Consider the following 12,708-nt stretch of genomic DNA (forward strand, 5'->3'; position numbering starts at 1 on the left):
GACCGCCATTGAGACGGCGCTGACCCCGCTGGGCACCGAAATGGTCGCCGAGCTGGGCGTCGAGGCCTGGGTCGCGCACGGCGAGCTGAACCTGGTCGCAGACCGGGACGGGATCGTCGAGACGCTGGCAGTCCTGCGCGACCGTTTCGGCTTTCAGCAACTGATCGACCTGTGCGGCGTGGACTATCCGGACCGCGAGGCGCGGTTCGAGGTGGTCTATCACCTGCTGTCGATGACCCGGAACGCGCGCATCCGCCTCAAGGTCGCCACGGACGAGACCACGCCCGTGCCCAGCGTCACGTCGGTCTTCCCCTGCGCCGACTGGTTCGAGCGCGAGGCGTTCGACATGTACGGCATTCTGTTCTCGGGCCACCCGGACCTGCGCCGCATCCTGACGGACTATGGGTTTCAGGGGCACCCGCTGCGCAAAGACTTCCCCATGACGGGCTATGTCGAGGTCCGCTATGACGAGGCCGAGAAGCGGGTGGTCTATGAGCCCGTCAAGCTGAACCAGGAGTTCCGCAACTTTGACTTCCTGTCACCGTGGGAAGGGGCCGATTATCCGGCGCCGGTCCTGCCGGGCGACGAGAAGGCAGTGGCCGGGGACAAGGCATGACTCTCATGACCCGCACCGCCATCCGGTCAGCTTCATCCTTCTTTCTGGTGACGTTTTCGACCGCTTTCCTGTTCACGCTGGGCGCCCGGCTGACCGGCTGGTTCACGCGTGCGCCGGAGATCCCGCAGGGCCAGCTGCAGGCGCTGGGCGTGTCGATCATGATCGCGGTGGTGTGCCTGGCGGTCGGAGCCGGTATCCGCCGTTTGTCGGCGGGTGAGCTGCAAAGCGCCCTGCTGGGGGCTTCGGCGGTGCTGCTGTCGACGCCGCTGGCGATTGCCGTCCTGACCGGCGACTGGGAGATTTCAACGGCGGCCGTGTCAGGCATGGGCGTCCTGACCCTGGCGCTGGGCTGGCTGGTGGCCCTGACCCGCAAGACCGTGACCCGCGACGAGGATATGTCGGATGGCTGACGACCTGAGAACCACGGCGCCCGCGACGGTCGGCACGACTGTCTTTGACGACATGCCCGTCGAGCATGATGGCCGTACGGCCCATGCGCGCGAGATGGACGAGCGCAAATTCACGATCAATTTCGGCCCCCAGCACCCGGCCGCGCACGGCGTGCTGCGTCTGGTGCTGGAGCTGGACGGCGAACTGGTGACGCGGGTCGATCCGCACATCGGCCTGCTGCACCGCGGCACCGAAAAGCTGATGGAAGCGCGGACCTATCTTCAGAACGTGCCCTATCTGGACCGGCTGGATTACGTCGCGCCGATGAACCAGGAGCACGCCTTCTGCCTGGCCATCGAAAAACTGCTGATGCTGGATGTGCCGTATCGGGCCCAGCTGATCCGGGTGCTGTATTCCGAGATCGGCCGCGTCCTGTCGCACCTGCTGAACGTGACGACCCAGGCCATGGACGTCGGCGCCCTGACCCCACCACTGTGGGGCTTTGAAGAGCGCGAAAAGCTGATGGTCTTCTATGAGCGGGCCAGCGGCTCGCGCATGCATGCCAACTATTTCCGTCCGGGCGGCGTCCACCAGGACCTGACGCCCCAGCTGATCGACGACATCGACCGCTGGTGCAAGGAGTTCCCGCGGGCGCTGAAGGACATCGACTCGCTCGTCACCGAGAACCGCATCTTCAAGCAGCGCAACGTCGACATCGGCGTCGTGACCAAGGCGCAGGCGCTGGAGTGGGGCTTCACCGGCGTCATGCTGCGCGGGTCGGACATCGCCTGGGACCTGCGCAAGTCGCAGCCGTACGAATGCTACGCCGAGCTGGAGTTCGACGTGCCGGTCGGCAAGAACGGCGACTGCTGGGACCGGTATCTGTGCCGCATGGAAGAGATGCGCCAGTCGGTGCGGCTGATGGAGCAGTGCATCCACCGGCTGCGCAACTGTCCGGGTGAGCCGGTCATGGTCGAGGACCACAAGATCGTGCCGCCGCGCCGGGGCGAGATGAAGCGCTCGATGGAAGCGCTGATCCACCACTTCAAACTCTACACTGAAGGCTTCCACACCCCCGAGGGTGAGGTCTATGCGGCGGTCGAGGCGCCCAAGGGCGAGTTCGGCATCTACCTGGTCTCCGACGGCACCAACAAGCCGTACCGCGTCAAGATCTCGGCCCCCGGCTTCCGTCACCTGCAGGCCATGGACTGGATGAACCGTGGTCACATGCTGGCGGACGTTTCGGCCATCCTTGGCTCGCTCGACATCGTGTTCGGCGAGGTGGATCGCTGATGCAGGCCTTTGCCGTCCAGCCGGTCTTCACGACGACGCAGGCGATCTGGTTCGCGGCGCTGCTGACGCTGGGCGTCGCGGTGCAGCTGGCCTTTTCGCCGCGCCGCCGGGCGATCATAGGCGGTCTGACGTTTGCGATGGCCTCGGCCGTGGTTGCGACCCCTGCGGTGGCGGGCATCACCCTGGTGCGCGGCGCTTACCGGCTGGGCTATCTGGAAGAGGGCAGGGGATTTCTGGAGGCCAATCTGCGCTCTGTGGTGTGGATGAGCGGCGCCATCATGCTGGGCCAGCTGGTCATGCGGTTCCTGCCGCCCTTCTCCCTGCTGACGCGTGCGCTGCGCGATGCCGGACGGGATGTGTGGAAAGCGCGCGTCGGGCGCTGGATGGGGCGCGTGCGATGAGCCATACCCCCCTGAGCGATCTGGTTCGGCAGGGCTGGCAGGTGGTCAGCTATTCCGTCACCGACTCGAGCGGTGAGACCTGGCACCACAACTTCCTGTTGACTCGAAACAGTCAGCACAAGGTTCTGACGGTGCGAAAGAAAATGCTGGGTGACGGTGTCGTCGCCACGGAAATGGAAGTCTGATGAGCGTTCGTCGTCTCGCCAAGGAACAGCCCGCCTTGTTCGCCTTCTCGAAGGCGACGAAGGCCAAGTGCGACTGGTGGATCGCCAAATATCCGGCCGACCGGAAACAGTCGGCGGTCATCCCGATCCTGTGGCTGGTCCAGAAGCAGGAAGGCTGGGTGTCCGAGCCCGCCATCCGTGCCATCGCCGAACTGCTCGACATGCCGACCATCCGGGTGCTGGAGGTCGCGACCTTCTACACCATGTTCATGCTGGAACCGGTCGGCACCAGCGCCCTGATCCAGGTGTGCGGCACCACGCCCTGCATGCTGCGCGGGGCCGGTGACCTTATGGCCGTCTGCAAGAGCAAGATCGGGCCCAAGGACAAGCTGTCCGCCGACGGACGCTTCACCTGGCAGGAGGTCGAGTGCCTGGGCGCCTGCGCCAATGCGCCGATGGCCCAGATCAACGACTACTATTTCGAGGACCTGACCGCCGACAGCATGACGCAGATCATCGATGATTTTGCCGCCGGCAAGACGCCCAAGCCGGGCAGCCGCGTGGGCCGCACCAGCTCCGAGCCCGAGGGCGGGGCGCTGACCCTGACCGATCCCAAGCTGTATGACGGCTCGGCCGCCAAACCCATCAAGAAGCTCCCCAACTCCGAGCAGGAGAAGGCGCCGGCATGACCCAGGCCCCTGATCTGGAAACGGAAGCCGGGCGGGCCGCCTATCGCAAGGAGTCGCGGGGCGTAGCCATGCCGGTGCGCACGACAGGTCTGGCGCTGATCCTGCTGGCCGCCGTGTTCGTGGTCGTGGCTTCGCGCGAGATGTTTGGCCTGACCGAGGGCGCGATCGTCGTCGGCTATGGCATGCTGGCCTTCGGCTGGGTGCTGGTGATCACCGCCGTCTTCATGCGCACCCGGCATCACCGGCACCGTATGCAGACCCTGAACCGCGAGACGTCCTCCTGATGGTCGGTATTCTTCAAGACAAAGACCGCATCTTCACCAACCTGTACGGCCTCCACGACTGGACGCTGGACGGGGCGAAGAGCCGTGGCTGCTGGAATGCCACCAAGGACATGCTGGACCTTGGCCGCGACTGGGTGATCACCAACGTCAAGAATTCGGGCCTGCGCGGCCGGGGCGGCGCGGGCTTTCCGACCGGTCTGAAGTGGTCCTTCATGCCGAAAGAGGTGAAGGACCGGCCGCACTATCTGGTCGTCAATGCGGATGAGTCGGAGCCCGGGACCTGCAAGGACCGGGAGATCATGCGCCATGATCCGCACCTGCTGATCGAAGGGTGCCTGATCGCCAGCTTCGCCATGCAGGCCCACGCCTGCTACATCTATCTGCGCGGCGAATATGTGCTGGAACGCGAGCGCATGGAGGCCGCCGTCAAGCAGGCCTATGACGCGAAGCTGATCGGCAAGAACAACATCCACGGCTGGGACTTTGATGTCTACATCCACCACGGCGCCGGCGCCTATATTTGCGGCGAGGAGACCGCCCTGCTGGAGTCGCTGGAGGGCAAGAAGGGCCAGCCGCGGCTGAAGCCGCCGTTCCCGGCGGGCGCGGGCCTGTATGGCTGCCCGACCACGGTCAACAATGTGGAATCGATCGCGGTGGTGGGGACGATCCTGCGCCGGGGGGCCGAGTGGTTCGCGGGCTTTGGCCGGCCGAACAACACCGGCACCAAGATCATGTCGATCTCGGGCCATGTGAACCGCCCGTGCAATGTCGAGGAGGCGATGTCGATCCCGCTGCGTCAGCTGCTGGAAGACCATTGCGGCGGCGTGCGCGGCGGCTGGGACAATCTGAAGGCCATCATCCCGGGCGGATCGTCGGTGCCGATGATCACGCGCGAGATGTCTGAGTCCGCGCTGATGGATTTCGACAGCCTGCGCGACATGAAGTCGGGCCTCGGCACGGCGGCGGTGATCGTTATGGACCAGTCGACCGATCTGGTGAAGGCGATCGCCCGCATCGCCTATTTCTACAAGCACGAAAGCTGCGGCCAGTGCACGCCGTGTCGCGAAGGCACGGGCTGGATGTGGCGGGTGCTTGAGCGCATGGCCGTCGGTGAGGCCGACCCGACCGAGATCGACCTGCTGCTCGACGTCAGCAAACAGGTCGAGGGACACACCATCTGCGCGCTCGGCGATGCTGCCGCCTGGCCTGTCCAGGGCCTGATCCGCCATTTCCGCCACGAGATCGAGGACCGCATCTCGCAATACCGCAGCCGCCGCGCGAATTTCGCCGGCCATGCGATCGCGGCGGAGTAGGGGATGCGCGCAGTCGTTACCCTGTTGATCGGAGCGTTCGCCCTCACCGCCTGCGGTGAGCCCGCGAGCGAGCCTGCGGATGCGCCGGCTGCTGTGGCGCCTGCCGCGTCGCAGGCCGCAGCCGGCCCCTCGGCCACGCCGGTGACGCTGAGCGAGGCCATGGTGGCGGATGTTTGCCGGGCAGGGGTGGGTGCGGTCTATGGTCAGCCGGGCGCCGATGTTACGGTGCTGGACCGGGCTGGCGGCCTGATCACCGTGGGTTGGCGCGCGCCGGTCGATGGTGGGCAGTTGACGGCCGAGTGCCGGGTTGAGGGCGACCGGGTGCTGTGGCGTCCGCTGGACCGCCCGGTCGCCGGTGAAAACCGCTGGATGGATCAGTCGGGTGATCCGGTGGTCACCTATTCGCTGGACGGCTCGACCCTGACGGTCAGCCAGAGCCTGCCCGATGGAACGAGGACGACGACCGTCGAGGCCGTCACGACTGAAGAAGAGGCCCGCTGATGCCCGTCGCCAAGGTCAACGGCGTAGACGTCGAATTCGAGCCCGGCATGACCGTGCTGCAGGTGGCGGAGCGCGCCGGGGAAGAGATTCCGCGCTTCTGCTATCACGAGCGGCTGTCGATCGCCGGCAACTGTCGCATGTGCCTGGTCGAGGTGAAGCCCGGACCGCCGAAGCCGCAGGCGTCGTGCGCCCTGCCGGCTGCCGACGGGCAGGAGATCTTCACCGACACGCCGATGGTCAGGAAGGCCCGCGAAGGGGTGATGGAGTTCCTGCTCATCAACCACCCGCTGGACTGCCCGATCTGTGACCAGGGTGGCGAGTGCGACCTGCAGGATCAGGCCATGGGCTATGGCCGCGACGGCTCCCGCTATGCCGAGAACAAGCGCGCGGTCGAAGAAAAGCACATGGGTCCGACCATCAAGACCTATATGACGCGCTGCATCCAGTGCACGCGCTGTGTGCGCTTCATCACCGAGGTGGCGGGCGTCCCGGACATCGGCATGATCTCGCGCGGCGAAAGCGCCGAGATCACCACCTATCTGGAAAGCTCGGTGAACTCGGAGCTGTCGGGCAATGTCAACGACCTGTGCCCGGTCGGCGCCCTGACGCACCGGCCGTGGGCCTTCCACTATCGCCCGTGGGAACTGAAGAAGACCGAGACCATCGACGTCATGGACGCCCTGGGCTCGAACATCCGCGCCGACGCGCGCGGGTCCGAGGTCATGCGGGTGCTGCCGCGCGTGCATGAGGGCATCAATGAGGAATGGCTGTCCGACAAGAGCCGCTATGTCGTCGACGGACTGACCACGCGCCGGCTGGACCGGCCGTTTGTGCGCGAGAACGGCAAGCTGCGCGCCGCCAGCTGGGATGAGGCGCTGGGCGTCGTCGCCGACAGGCTGAAGGCAGCTTCTGCGGACCGGATTGGCGTGGTCGCCGGCGATCTGCAGGATGCCGAGTCGATGAAGGCGGCGCTGGACCTGTTCCGCGCGCTGGGCTCGGCCCACACGGATTGCCGCCAGGACGGATCGCCGCTGGGCGGCGAGGCCCGCGAAGGCTGGCTGTTCAACTCGGGTCTGGCCGGGATCGAGGCGGCGGACGCCGTGTTGGTCGTGGGGGCCGACCCGCGCGTCGAGGCGCCGCTGCTGAACACCCGCCTGCGCAAGATCTGGCTGAGCGGGCAGGCCGAGGTCGCCCTGATCGGCGAACAGGTCGATCTCAGCTATGATTACAACTGGTTGGGCGCGGGATCGAAGACCCTGTCGAAGCTGCCCAAGGGGGCCACCGACATGCTGTCCAGGGCCGAGCGTCCGGCCATCATCGTCGGCGCGGGCGCGCTGGCGGGCGAGACGGGACCGGCGGTGCTGAACGCGCTGGGGGCCCTGGCCAAGAAGTACGGCGTCATTGCCGACGGGTGGAACGGCTTCAACGTCCTGCACACGGCGGCCAGCCGCGTGGGCGGGCTCGACATGGGCTTTGTGCCGGGCGAGGGCGGTCTGTCGGCCACCGACATGGTCAAGAAGGGTCAGCTGGACGTGCTGTTCCTGCTGGGCGCCGACGAGATCGACGCCTCGGCCTCGGGGGCCTTCACCGTCTATCTGGGCAGCCACGGGGACCGGGGCGCGCACGGCGCCGACGTCATCCTGCCGGGCGCGGCCTATACGGAGAAGTCCGGCCTGTATGTGAACACCGAGGGCCGGGTGCAGATGGCCGAACGGGTCGTCTTCCCCAAGGGACAGGCCAAGGAAGACTGGGCCATCCTGCGCGCCCTGTCCGAGCGGGTCGGCCACACCCTGCCGTATGATACGCTGGATCAGCTGCGCGGGAAGCTGATGGCCGACCACCCGACGTTCGGGCGCATCGACTATCTGGCGCCCGCTGCGGCTTTTGATCCCTCGACGCTGGGGGCCAAAGGCGATCTGGGCGATGTCGCCTTCGCCAGCCCGATCCGCGACCCCTATCTTTCCAACCCGATCGCGCGGGCCAGCGCGACCATGGCCGAGCTGTCCGCCCAGCGGATCGCCCCGGTCGCGATGGCGGCGGAGTAAGCCATGGACAACGGTTTCTGGAACTCGCCCCTCGGCTGGACGCTGGCCTCGACCGGCGCGGCGCTGCTGATCAGCGTCGGCGTGCTGCTGGCCGTCGCCTTCCTGCTGCTGGCGGATCGCAAGATCTGGGCGGGCGTGCAGATGCGCAAGGGCCCGAACGTCGTGGGCCCGTTCGGCTTGCTGCAGTCGTTCGCCGACATGCTGAAGTTCGTGCTGAAGGAAATCGTCGTGCCGGCCGGGGCCGACAAGACGGTCTTCCTGCTGGCGCCGATCATCACCGTGATCCTGGCCTTCATGGCCTGGGCCGTTATTCCGTTCGCACCCGGCTGGGTGATGTCGGACCTGAACGTCGGCATCCTCTACATCTTCGCGGTGTCGTCGCTGGGCGTGTACGGCATCATCATGGGAGGCTGGGCCTCCAACTCGAAATACCCCTTCCTCGGCGCCCTGCGCTCGGCGGCGCAGATGGTGTCCTATGAGGTCTCCATCGGTCTGGTGATCATCAATGTCATCCTGCTGTCCGGGACCATGAACCTGACGTCGATCGTGACGCAGCAGGACGGCTGGATCTGGAACTGGTTCGCCTTTGGGGGCGGGGCCGGGACCTGGCCAACCGTGCTGATCATGTTCCCGATGGCCATCATCTTCTTCATCTCGGCCCTGGCCGAGACCAACCGGCCGCCCTTCGACCTGCCCGAGGCCGAGTCCGAGCTCGTCGCCGGCTATCAGGTGGAATACAGCTCGACGCCGTATCTGCTGTTCATGATGGGCGAGTACGTCAACATCGTCTTCATGTGCGCCATGATCAGCCTGCTGTTCTTCGGCGGCTGGAACCCGGGCTTTGACGTGGCCCTGATCGGCCTGCCGGACTGGCCGCAATGGGCCGCGAACCTGTTCTATCTGCTGGTCTTCAGCGTGAAGATCGTCTTCTGGTTCTTCATGTTCGCCATGGTGAAGGCCTTCGTGCCGCGCTATCGCTACGACCAGCTGATGCGGCTGGGCTGGAAGATCTTCCTGCCGACCTCGCTGGTGGCCGTCGTTTTTGTGGCGGGCTGGCGCGTCGCCTTGGAGGCGGGGCTGATATGAACCGAGCCGCTTTCCTGACCTGCTTGATCATGCTGGCCGGTCTCGGACTTGGGACGGGTGGCTGCACCTTTCCGGGCCATCTGGACGAGGTTGCCGTCCCCGGCAGCCCGGCCGAGCGGCTGGAGCGCCGCGAGCGCCGGGATCAGGCTGAGACCGACCGGATACTTCATTGCCAGCGACTGGATCGGGATGATCCCCGCTGGGACCGTGACTGCAAGAACCGCCGCTGAGCCCCTGCAAACAAAGATCGCTTTGACATGATTTCCCGTATCAAACAGACCGTGAAGGGGGCCCTGCTGGTTGACGCCGTGGGCGCCTTCTTCCTGACCTTCGGCTATCTGCTGAAGCCCAAGATGACGGTGAACTATCCGTTCGAGCGGAATCCGCAGTCGCCGCGCTTCCGGGGCGAGCATGCGCTGCGCCGCTATCCCAATGGCGAAGAGCGGTGCATCGCCTGCAAGCTGTGCGAGGCCATCTGTCCGGCCCAGGCCATCACCATCGAGTCCGAGCCCCGCGCCGACGGCAGCCGCCGTACGACCCGCTATGACATCGACATGGTCAAATGCATCTATTGCGGCCTGTGCCAGGAAGCCTGTCCGGTCGACGCCATCGTCGAAGGCCCGAACAGCGAGTTCGCGACCGAGAGCCGTGAGGAACTGTATTTCGACAAGGCGCGGCTGCTGGACAACGGCGACCGCTGGGAGCGCCAGATCGCCCGCAACCTCGAAATGGACGCGCCGTACCGGTGATGAGCACCCTGTCCCCTCATAGCTTGACCCGACCGGCCTGCGGCCTTGGCAATTCCGGACCCACAGGTCTAGAAGGGCGCCGCGCGTCCGAAGGGGGCGACTCGGTCCCCCACACCGCTTTTGTTTCAGCCGGAGCCGTCGAGTGATTGCATCGATCGCCTTCTACCTGATGGCCACCGTCACCGTGGTCGCGGCCCTGCTGGTCGTCACGGCCCGCAACCCCGTGCACTCGGTGCTGTGGCTGATCCTGGCCTTCTTCTCGGCAGCCGGCCTGTTCGTGCTGATGGGCGCCGAATTCCTCGCCATGCTGCTGGTCGTGGTCTACGTCGGCGCCGTCGCCGTGCTGTTCCTGTTCGTCGTCATGATGCTGGACGTCGATTTCGTGCGACTGCGTGAAGGCTATGCGCGCTATCTGCCGCTGGCGGCCATTGTGGCGGGCGTGCTGCTGGCCGAGATGATCATGATCACCCTGGCGGTCGTTCAGGGCGGGGTGGCCGCAGACGCTACCGCGCCCGTGGTGGCCACGGCGGACCGCACCAACATCGAGGCAATCGGTCGGGTGCTCTACACCGACTATGTCTACTTCTTCCAGGCGGCCGGGATCGTCCTGCTGGTGGCCATGATCGGGGCCATCACCCTGACCCTGCGCCACAAGCCGGGCATCAAGCGCCAGAATATCGCGACGCAGGTCGGCCGCGACGCGGGCAAGGCCATGGAGATCAAGTCGATCCCGACCGGCCAGGGCGTTTCCTCCGAGGAGCTTTCCTGATGGACATCACCCTGTCCCACTACCTCGCCGTGGGGGCCATGCTGTTCACCATCGGGGTGTTCGGCATCTTCGTGAACCGTAAGAACGTCATCATCATCCTGATGTCGGTCGAGCTGATCCTGCTGGCCGTGAACATCAATTTCGTCGCCTTCTCGACCCATCTGAACGATGTGGCGGGGCAGATCATGGCCATGTTCGTGCTGACCGTGGCGGCCGCCGAGGCGGCGGTGGGTCTGGCCATTCTGGTGACCTTCTTCCGTAACCGCGGCGACATCGCCGTGGACGACGCTTCCGTGATGAAGGGCTGATCGACGTGAGCTTCGAAACCCTGATCACTCTGGGGATTTTCGCCCCGCTGCTGGGTGCGGCGATCGCGGGTCTGACCGGACGCCGGATTGGCAACCTTGCGTCCCAGAGCGTCACCACCGGCCTGCTGTTCTTTGCCTGTGCCGTGGCCTGGACGGTCTTTGCCCGCCACACCTGGGGCGGGATGGACGCTTTCACCATCGAGCTTCTGCCCTTCATCAACGTCGGGGACTTCCAGTCGGTCTGGTCGATCCGCATCGATGCCCTGTCGGCTGTGATGCTGATCGTGGTGACGACGGTGTCGTCGCTCGTGCACCTCTATTCCTGGGGCTATATGGCCGAGGACCCCGACAAGCCGCGGTTCTTCGCCTATCTGTCGCTGTTCACCTTCGCCATGCTGGCGCTGGTGACCGCCGCCGACTTCATGCAGCTGTTCTTCGGCTGGGAAGGGGTGGGGCTGGCGTCCTATCTGCTGATCGGTTTCTGGTACAAGAAGCCCACGGCATCGGCCGCTGCCATCAAGGCCTTTGTGGTCAACCGGGTGGGCGACTTCGGCTTTGCCCTGGGCATCATCACCATCTTCTGGATGTTCGGCACGATCCAGTTCGCCGAGCTGTTCCCGATGATCGCGGACCGGGCCGGCACCGGCTGGAGCTTCCTGGGCCATGAGTGGTCGGCGCTGGATCTGGCGGGGGTGTTGCTGTTCATCGGCGCCATGGGCAAGTCGGCCCAGTTCTTCCTGCACACATGGCTGCCCGACGCCATGGAAGGCCCGACCCCGGTGTCGGCCCTGATCCACGCGGCGACCATGGTCACCGCCGGCGTCTATATGGTCTGCCTGCTCAGCCCGATCTATGAGTATGCGCCGACGGCGGCCATACTGATCGCCATCACGGGGGCGATCACGGCCCTGTTCGCGGCCACCGTCGGCCTGGCCCAGAACGACATCAAGCGGGTCATCGCCTATTCGACCTGTTCGCAGCTGGGCTATATGTTCTTTGCGGCGGGCATCGGCGCCTATCAGGCCGCCATGTTCCACCTGTTCACCCACGCCTTCTTCAAGGCCCTGCTATTCCTCGGTGCCGGTTCGGTGATCCACGGCATGCACCATGAGCAGGACATGCGGAAGATGGGCGGGCTGATGAAGCTGTTGCCCATCACCTATGGCGTCATGATGATCGGCACGATCGCCATCACCGGCCTCGGCATTCCCGAGCTCAAGTGGGGCTTCGCCGGCTTCTATTCCAAGGACTCGATCCTCGAGAGCGCCTTTGCCGCCGGGGCCGACAATCCGGTCGGGATGTTCGTCTTCTTCATCGGCCTGTTCGCGGCCGGGCTGACGGCCTATTACTCATGGCGTCTGGTGTTCATGACCTTCCACAACAAGCCGGTGTGGAAGGAAGAGGGCGCACATCACGCCGATGATCACGCGACAGACGCGCAGCTGGAAACCCATTCCGAGCCGATGGCTGATGGCCATGCTCATGACGATCATGCGCACGACGATCACCATCACCACGGCCCGCTGAAGCCGCACGAGAGCCCCTGGGTCATGATCGTGCCGCTGCTGGTGCTGGCGGTCGGCGCAGTTGCTTCCGGCTTCACCTTCTACGACCAGTTCGTCGGCTATCACGAGCACGACTTCTGGCGTGGCGCCATCTTCACCGGCCCGGACAATCACGTGATCCACGACAGCCACGAGGTTCCGACCTGGGTGCTGTGGGCGCCGCTGGTCGTGTCAGGTCTGGGCACCCTGATCGCCATCTATGTCTATGTGCTGAAGGAAGGCCTGGGCCGCCGGATGGCCGAACGGGGCGGGCCGCTGCACACCTTCTTCTACAACAAGTGGTTCTTCGACGAGCTTTACGACTTCGTCTTCGTCAAGGGGACCAAGGCGGTGGGCGACCTGTTCTGGAAGATCGGCGACGTGAAGATCATCGACGGGCTGGGCCCGAACGGGGCCGCCTGGGCCTCGCTGAAATCCGCGGCGCGACTGTCCAAAATCCAGTCGGGTTACGTCTATCACTATGCGTTCGTGATGCTGCTGGGCGTGGCCGCTCTGCTCGCCTTCGCCATCGCCACCTGGGGGGGCTGATCACGTG

16 protein-coding genes are annotated in these 12,708 nt (G+C 65.4%); all 16 read left to right on the top strand.

From position 1 onward, the window contains the following. Positions 1-7 precede the first annotated feature (7 nt). The 16 genes from B4K74_RS01230 to nuoL all read left to right on the top strand — a co-directional run bounded on the left by B4K74_RS01230 (position 8) and on the right by nuoL (position 12,701). Positions 8-616, top strand: coding sequence for an NADH-quinone oxidoreductase subunit C (locus B4K74_RS01230; RefSeq protein ID WP_286691443.1), 609 nt, complete (start codon positions 8-10; stop codon positions 614-616). After that, the gene (locus B4K74_RS01235) at positions 613-1,026 is read left to right on the top strand and encodes a hypothetical protein (RefSeq protein ID WP_226634308.1); all 414 of its coding nucleotides are present in this window, start codon (positions 613-615) and stop codon (positions 1,024-1,026) included. Before B4K74_RS01230 ends, B4K74_RS01235 begins: the two co-directional genes overlap by 4 nt. A gap of 52 nt (positions 1,027-1,078) precedes the next feature. Next, positions 1,079-2,299, top strand: a complete 1,221-nt coding sequence (locus B4K74_RS01240) for an NADH-quinone oxidoreductase subunit D (protein WP_286691444.1) — start codon at positions 1,079-1,081, stop codon at positions 2,297-2,299. Beyond that, positions 2,299-2,700, top strand: a complete 402-nt coding sequence (locus tag B4K74_RS01245; protein ID WP_286691411.1) for a hypothetical protein — start codon at positions 2,299-2,301, stop codon at positions 2,698-2,700. The genes B4K74_RS01240 and B4K74_RS01245 overlap by 1 nt, the downstream gene beginning before the upstream one ends. Then, positions 2,697-2,885 carry a hypothetical protein gene (locus tag B4K74_RS01250; protein ID WP_286691412.1) on the top strand — a complete coding sequence of 63 codons (189 nt, stop codon included), beginning with the start codon at positions 2,697-2,699 and terminating at the stop codon, positions 2,883-2,885. The genes B4K74_RS01245 and B4K74_RS01250 overlap by 4 nt, the downstream gene beginning before the upstream one ends. Then, positions 2,885-3,553, top strand: a complete 669-nt coding sequence (nuoE, locus tag B4K74_RS01255) for an NADH-quinone oxidoreductase subunit NuoE (RefSeq protein ID WP_286691413.1) — start codon at positions 2,885-2,887, stop codon at positions 3,551-3,553. Before B4K74_RS01250 ends, nuoE begins: the two co-directional genes overlap by 1 nt. After that, positions 3,550-3,837, top strand: a complete 288-nt coding sequence (locus tag B4K74_RS01260; RefSeq protein ID WP_286691414.1) for a hypothetical protein — start codon at positions 3,550-3,552, stop codon at positions 3,835-3,837. The genes nuoE and B4K74_RS01260 overlap by 4 nt, the downstream gene beginning before the upstream one ends. Then, positions 3,837-5,150 (top strand): NADH-quinone oxidoreductase subunit NuoF, encoded by a 1,314-nt coding sequence (gene nuoF, locus B4K74_RS01265; protein WP_286691415.1) that lies wholly within the window; start codon positions 3,837-3,839, stop codon positions 5,148-5,150. The genes B4K74_RS01260 and nuoF overlap by 1 nt, the downstream gene beginning before the upstream one ends. A 3-nt stretch (positions 5,151-5,153) precedes the next feature. Next, positions 5,154-5,651, top strand: a complete 498-nt coding sequence (locus B4K74_RS01270) for a hypothetical protein (protein WP_286691416.1) — start codon at positions 5,154-5,156, stop codon at positions 5,649-5,651. Continuing rightward, positions 5,651-7,696: an NADH-quinone oxidoreductase subunit NuoG gene (gene nuoG, locus B4K74_RS01275; RefSeq protein WP_286691417.1), complete on the top strand. Its 2,046-nt coding sequence runs from the start codon at positions 5,651-5,653 to the stop codon at positions 7,694-7,696. Before B4K74_RS01270 ends, nuoG begins: the two co-directional genes overlap by 1 nt. A 3-nt stretch (positions 7,697-7,699) precedes the next feature. After that, the gene (gene nuoH / locus B4K74_RS01280; protein ID WP_286691418.1) at positions 7,700-8,782 is read left to right on the top strand and encodes an NADH-quinone oxidoreductase subunit NuoH; all 1,083 of its coding nucleotides are present in this window, start codon (positions 7,700-7,702) and stop codon (positions 8,780-8,782) included. Beyond that, positions 8,779-9,012: a hypothetical protein gene (locus B4K74_RS01285; protein WP_286691419.1), complete on the top strand. Its 234-nt coding sequence runs from the start codon at positions 8,779-8,781 to the stop codon at positions 9,010-9,012. Before nuoH ends, B4K74_RS01285 begins: the two co-directional genes overlap by 4 nt. A 27-nt stretch (positions 9,013-9,039) precedes the next feature. Further along, the gene (gene nuoI, locus B4K74_RS01290) at positions 9,040-9,531 is read left to right on the top strand and encodes an NADH-quinone oxidoreductase subunit NuoI (protein ID WP_123286751.1); all 492 of its coding nucleotides are present in this window, start codon (positions 9,040-9,042) and stop codon (positions 9,529-9,531) included. Between the two features lie 142 nt (positions 9,532-9,673). After that, complete coding sequence (locus B4K74_RS01295; protein ID WP_286691420.1) at positions 9,674-10,300, top strand: NADH-quinone oxidoreductase subunit J; 627 nt, start codon at positions 9,674-9,676, stop codon at positions 10,298-10,300. Beyond that, the gene (gene nuoK / locus B4K74_RS01300) at positions 10,300-10,608 is read left to right on the top strand and encodes an NADH-quinone oxidoreductase subunit NuoK (protein ID WP_286691421.1); all 309 of its coding nucleotides are present in this window, start codon (positions 10,300-10,302) and stop codon (positions 10,606-10,608) included. The genes B4K74_RS01295 and nuoK overlap by 1 nt, the downstream gene beginning before the upstream one ends. A 5-nt stretch (positions 10,609-10,613) precedes the next feature. Beyond that, positions 10,614-12,701, top strand: coding sequence for an NADH-quinone oxidoreductase subunit L (nuoL, locus tag B4K74_RS01305; RefSeq protein ID WP_286691422.1), 2,088 nt, complete (start codon positions 10,614-10,616; stop codon positions 12,699-12,701). The last annotated feature ends 7 nt before the right edge of the window (positions 12,702-12,708 follow it).

The organism is Brevundimonas sp. UBA2503, assembly GCF_002341485.1.
Lineage (GTDB): Bacteria > Pseudomonadota > Alphaproteobacteria > Caulobacterales > Caulobacteraceae > Brevundimonas > Brevundimonas halotolerans.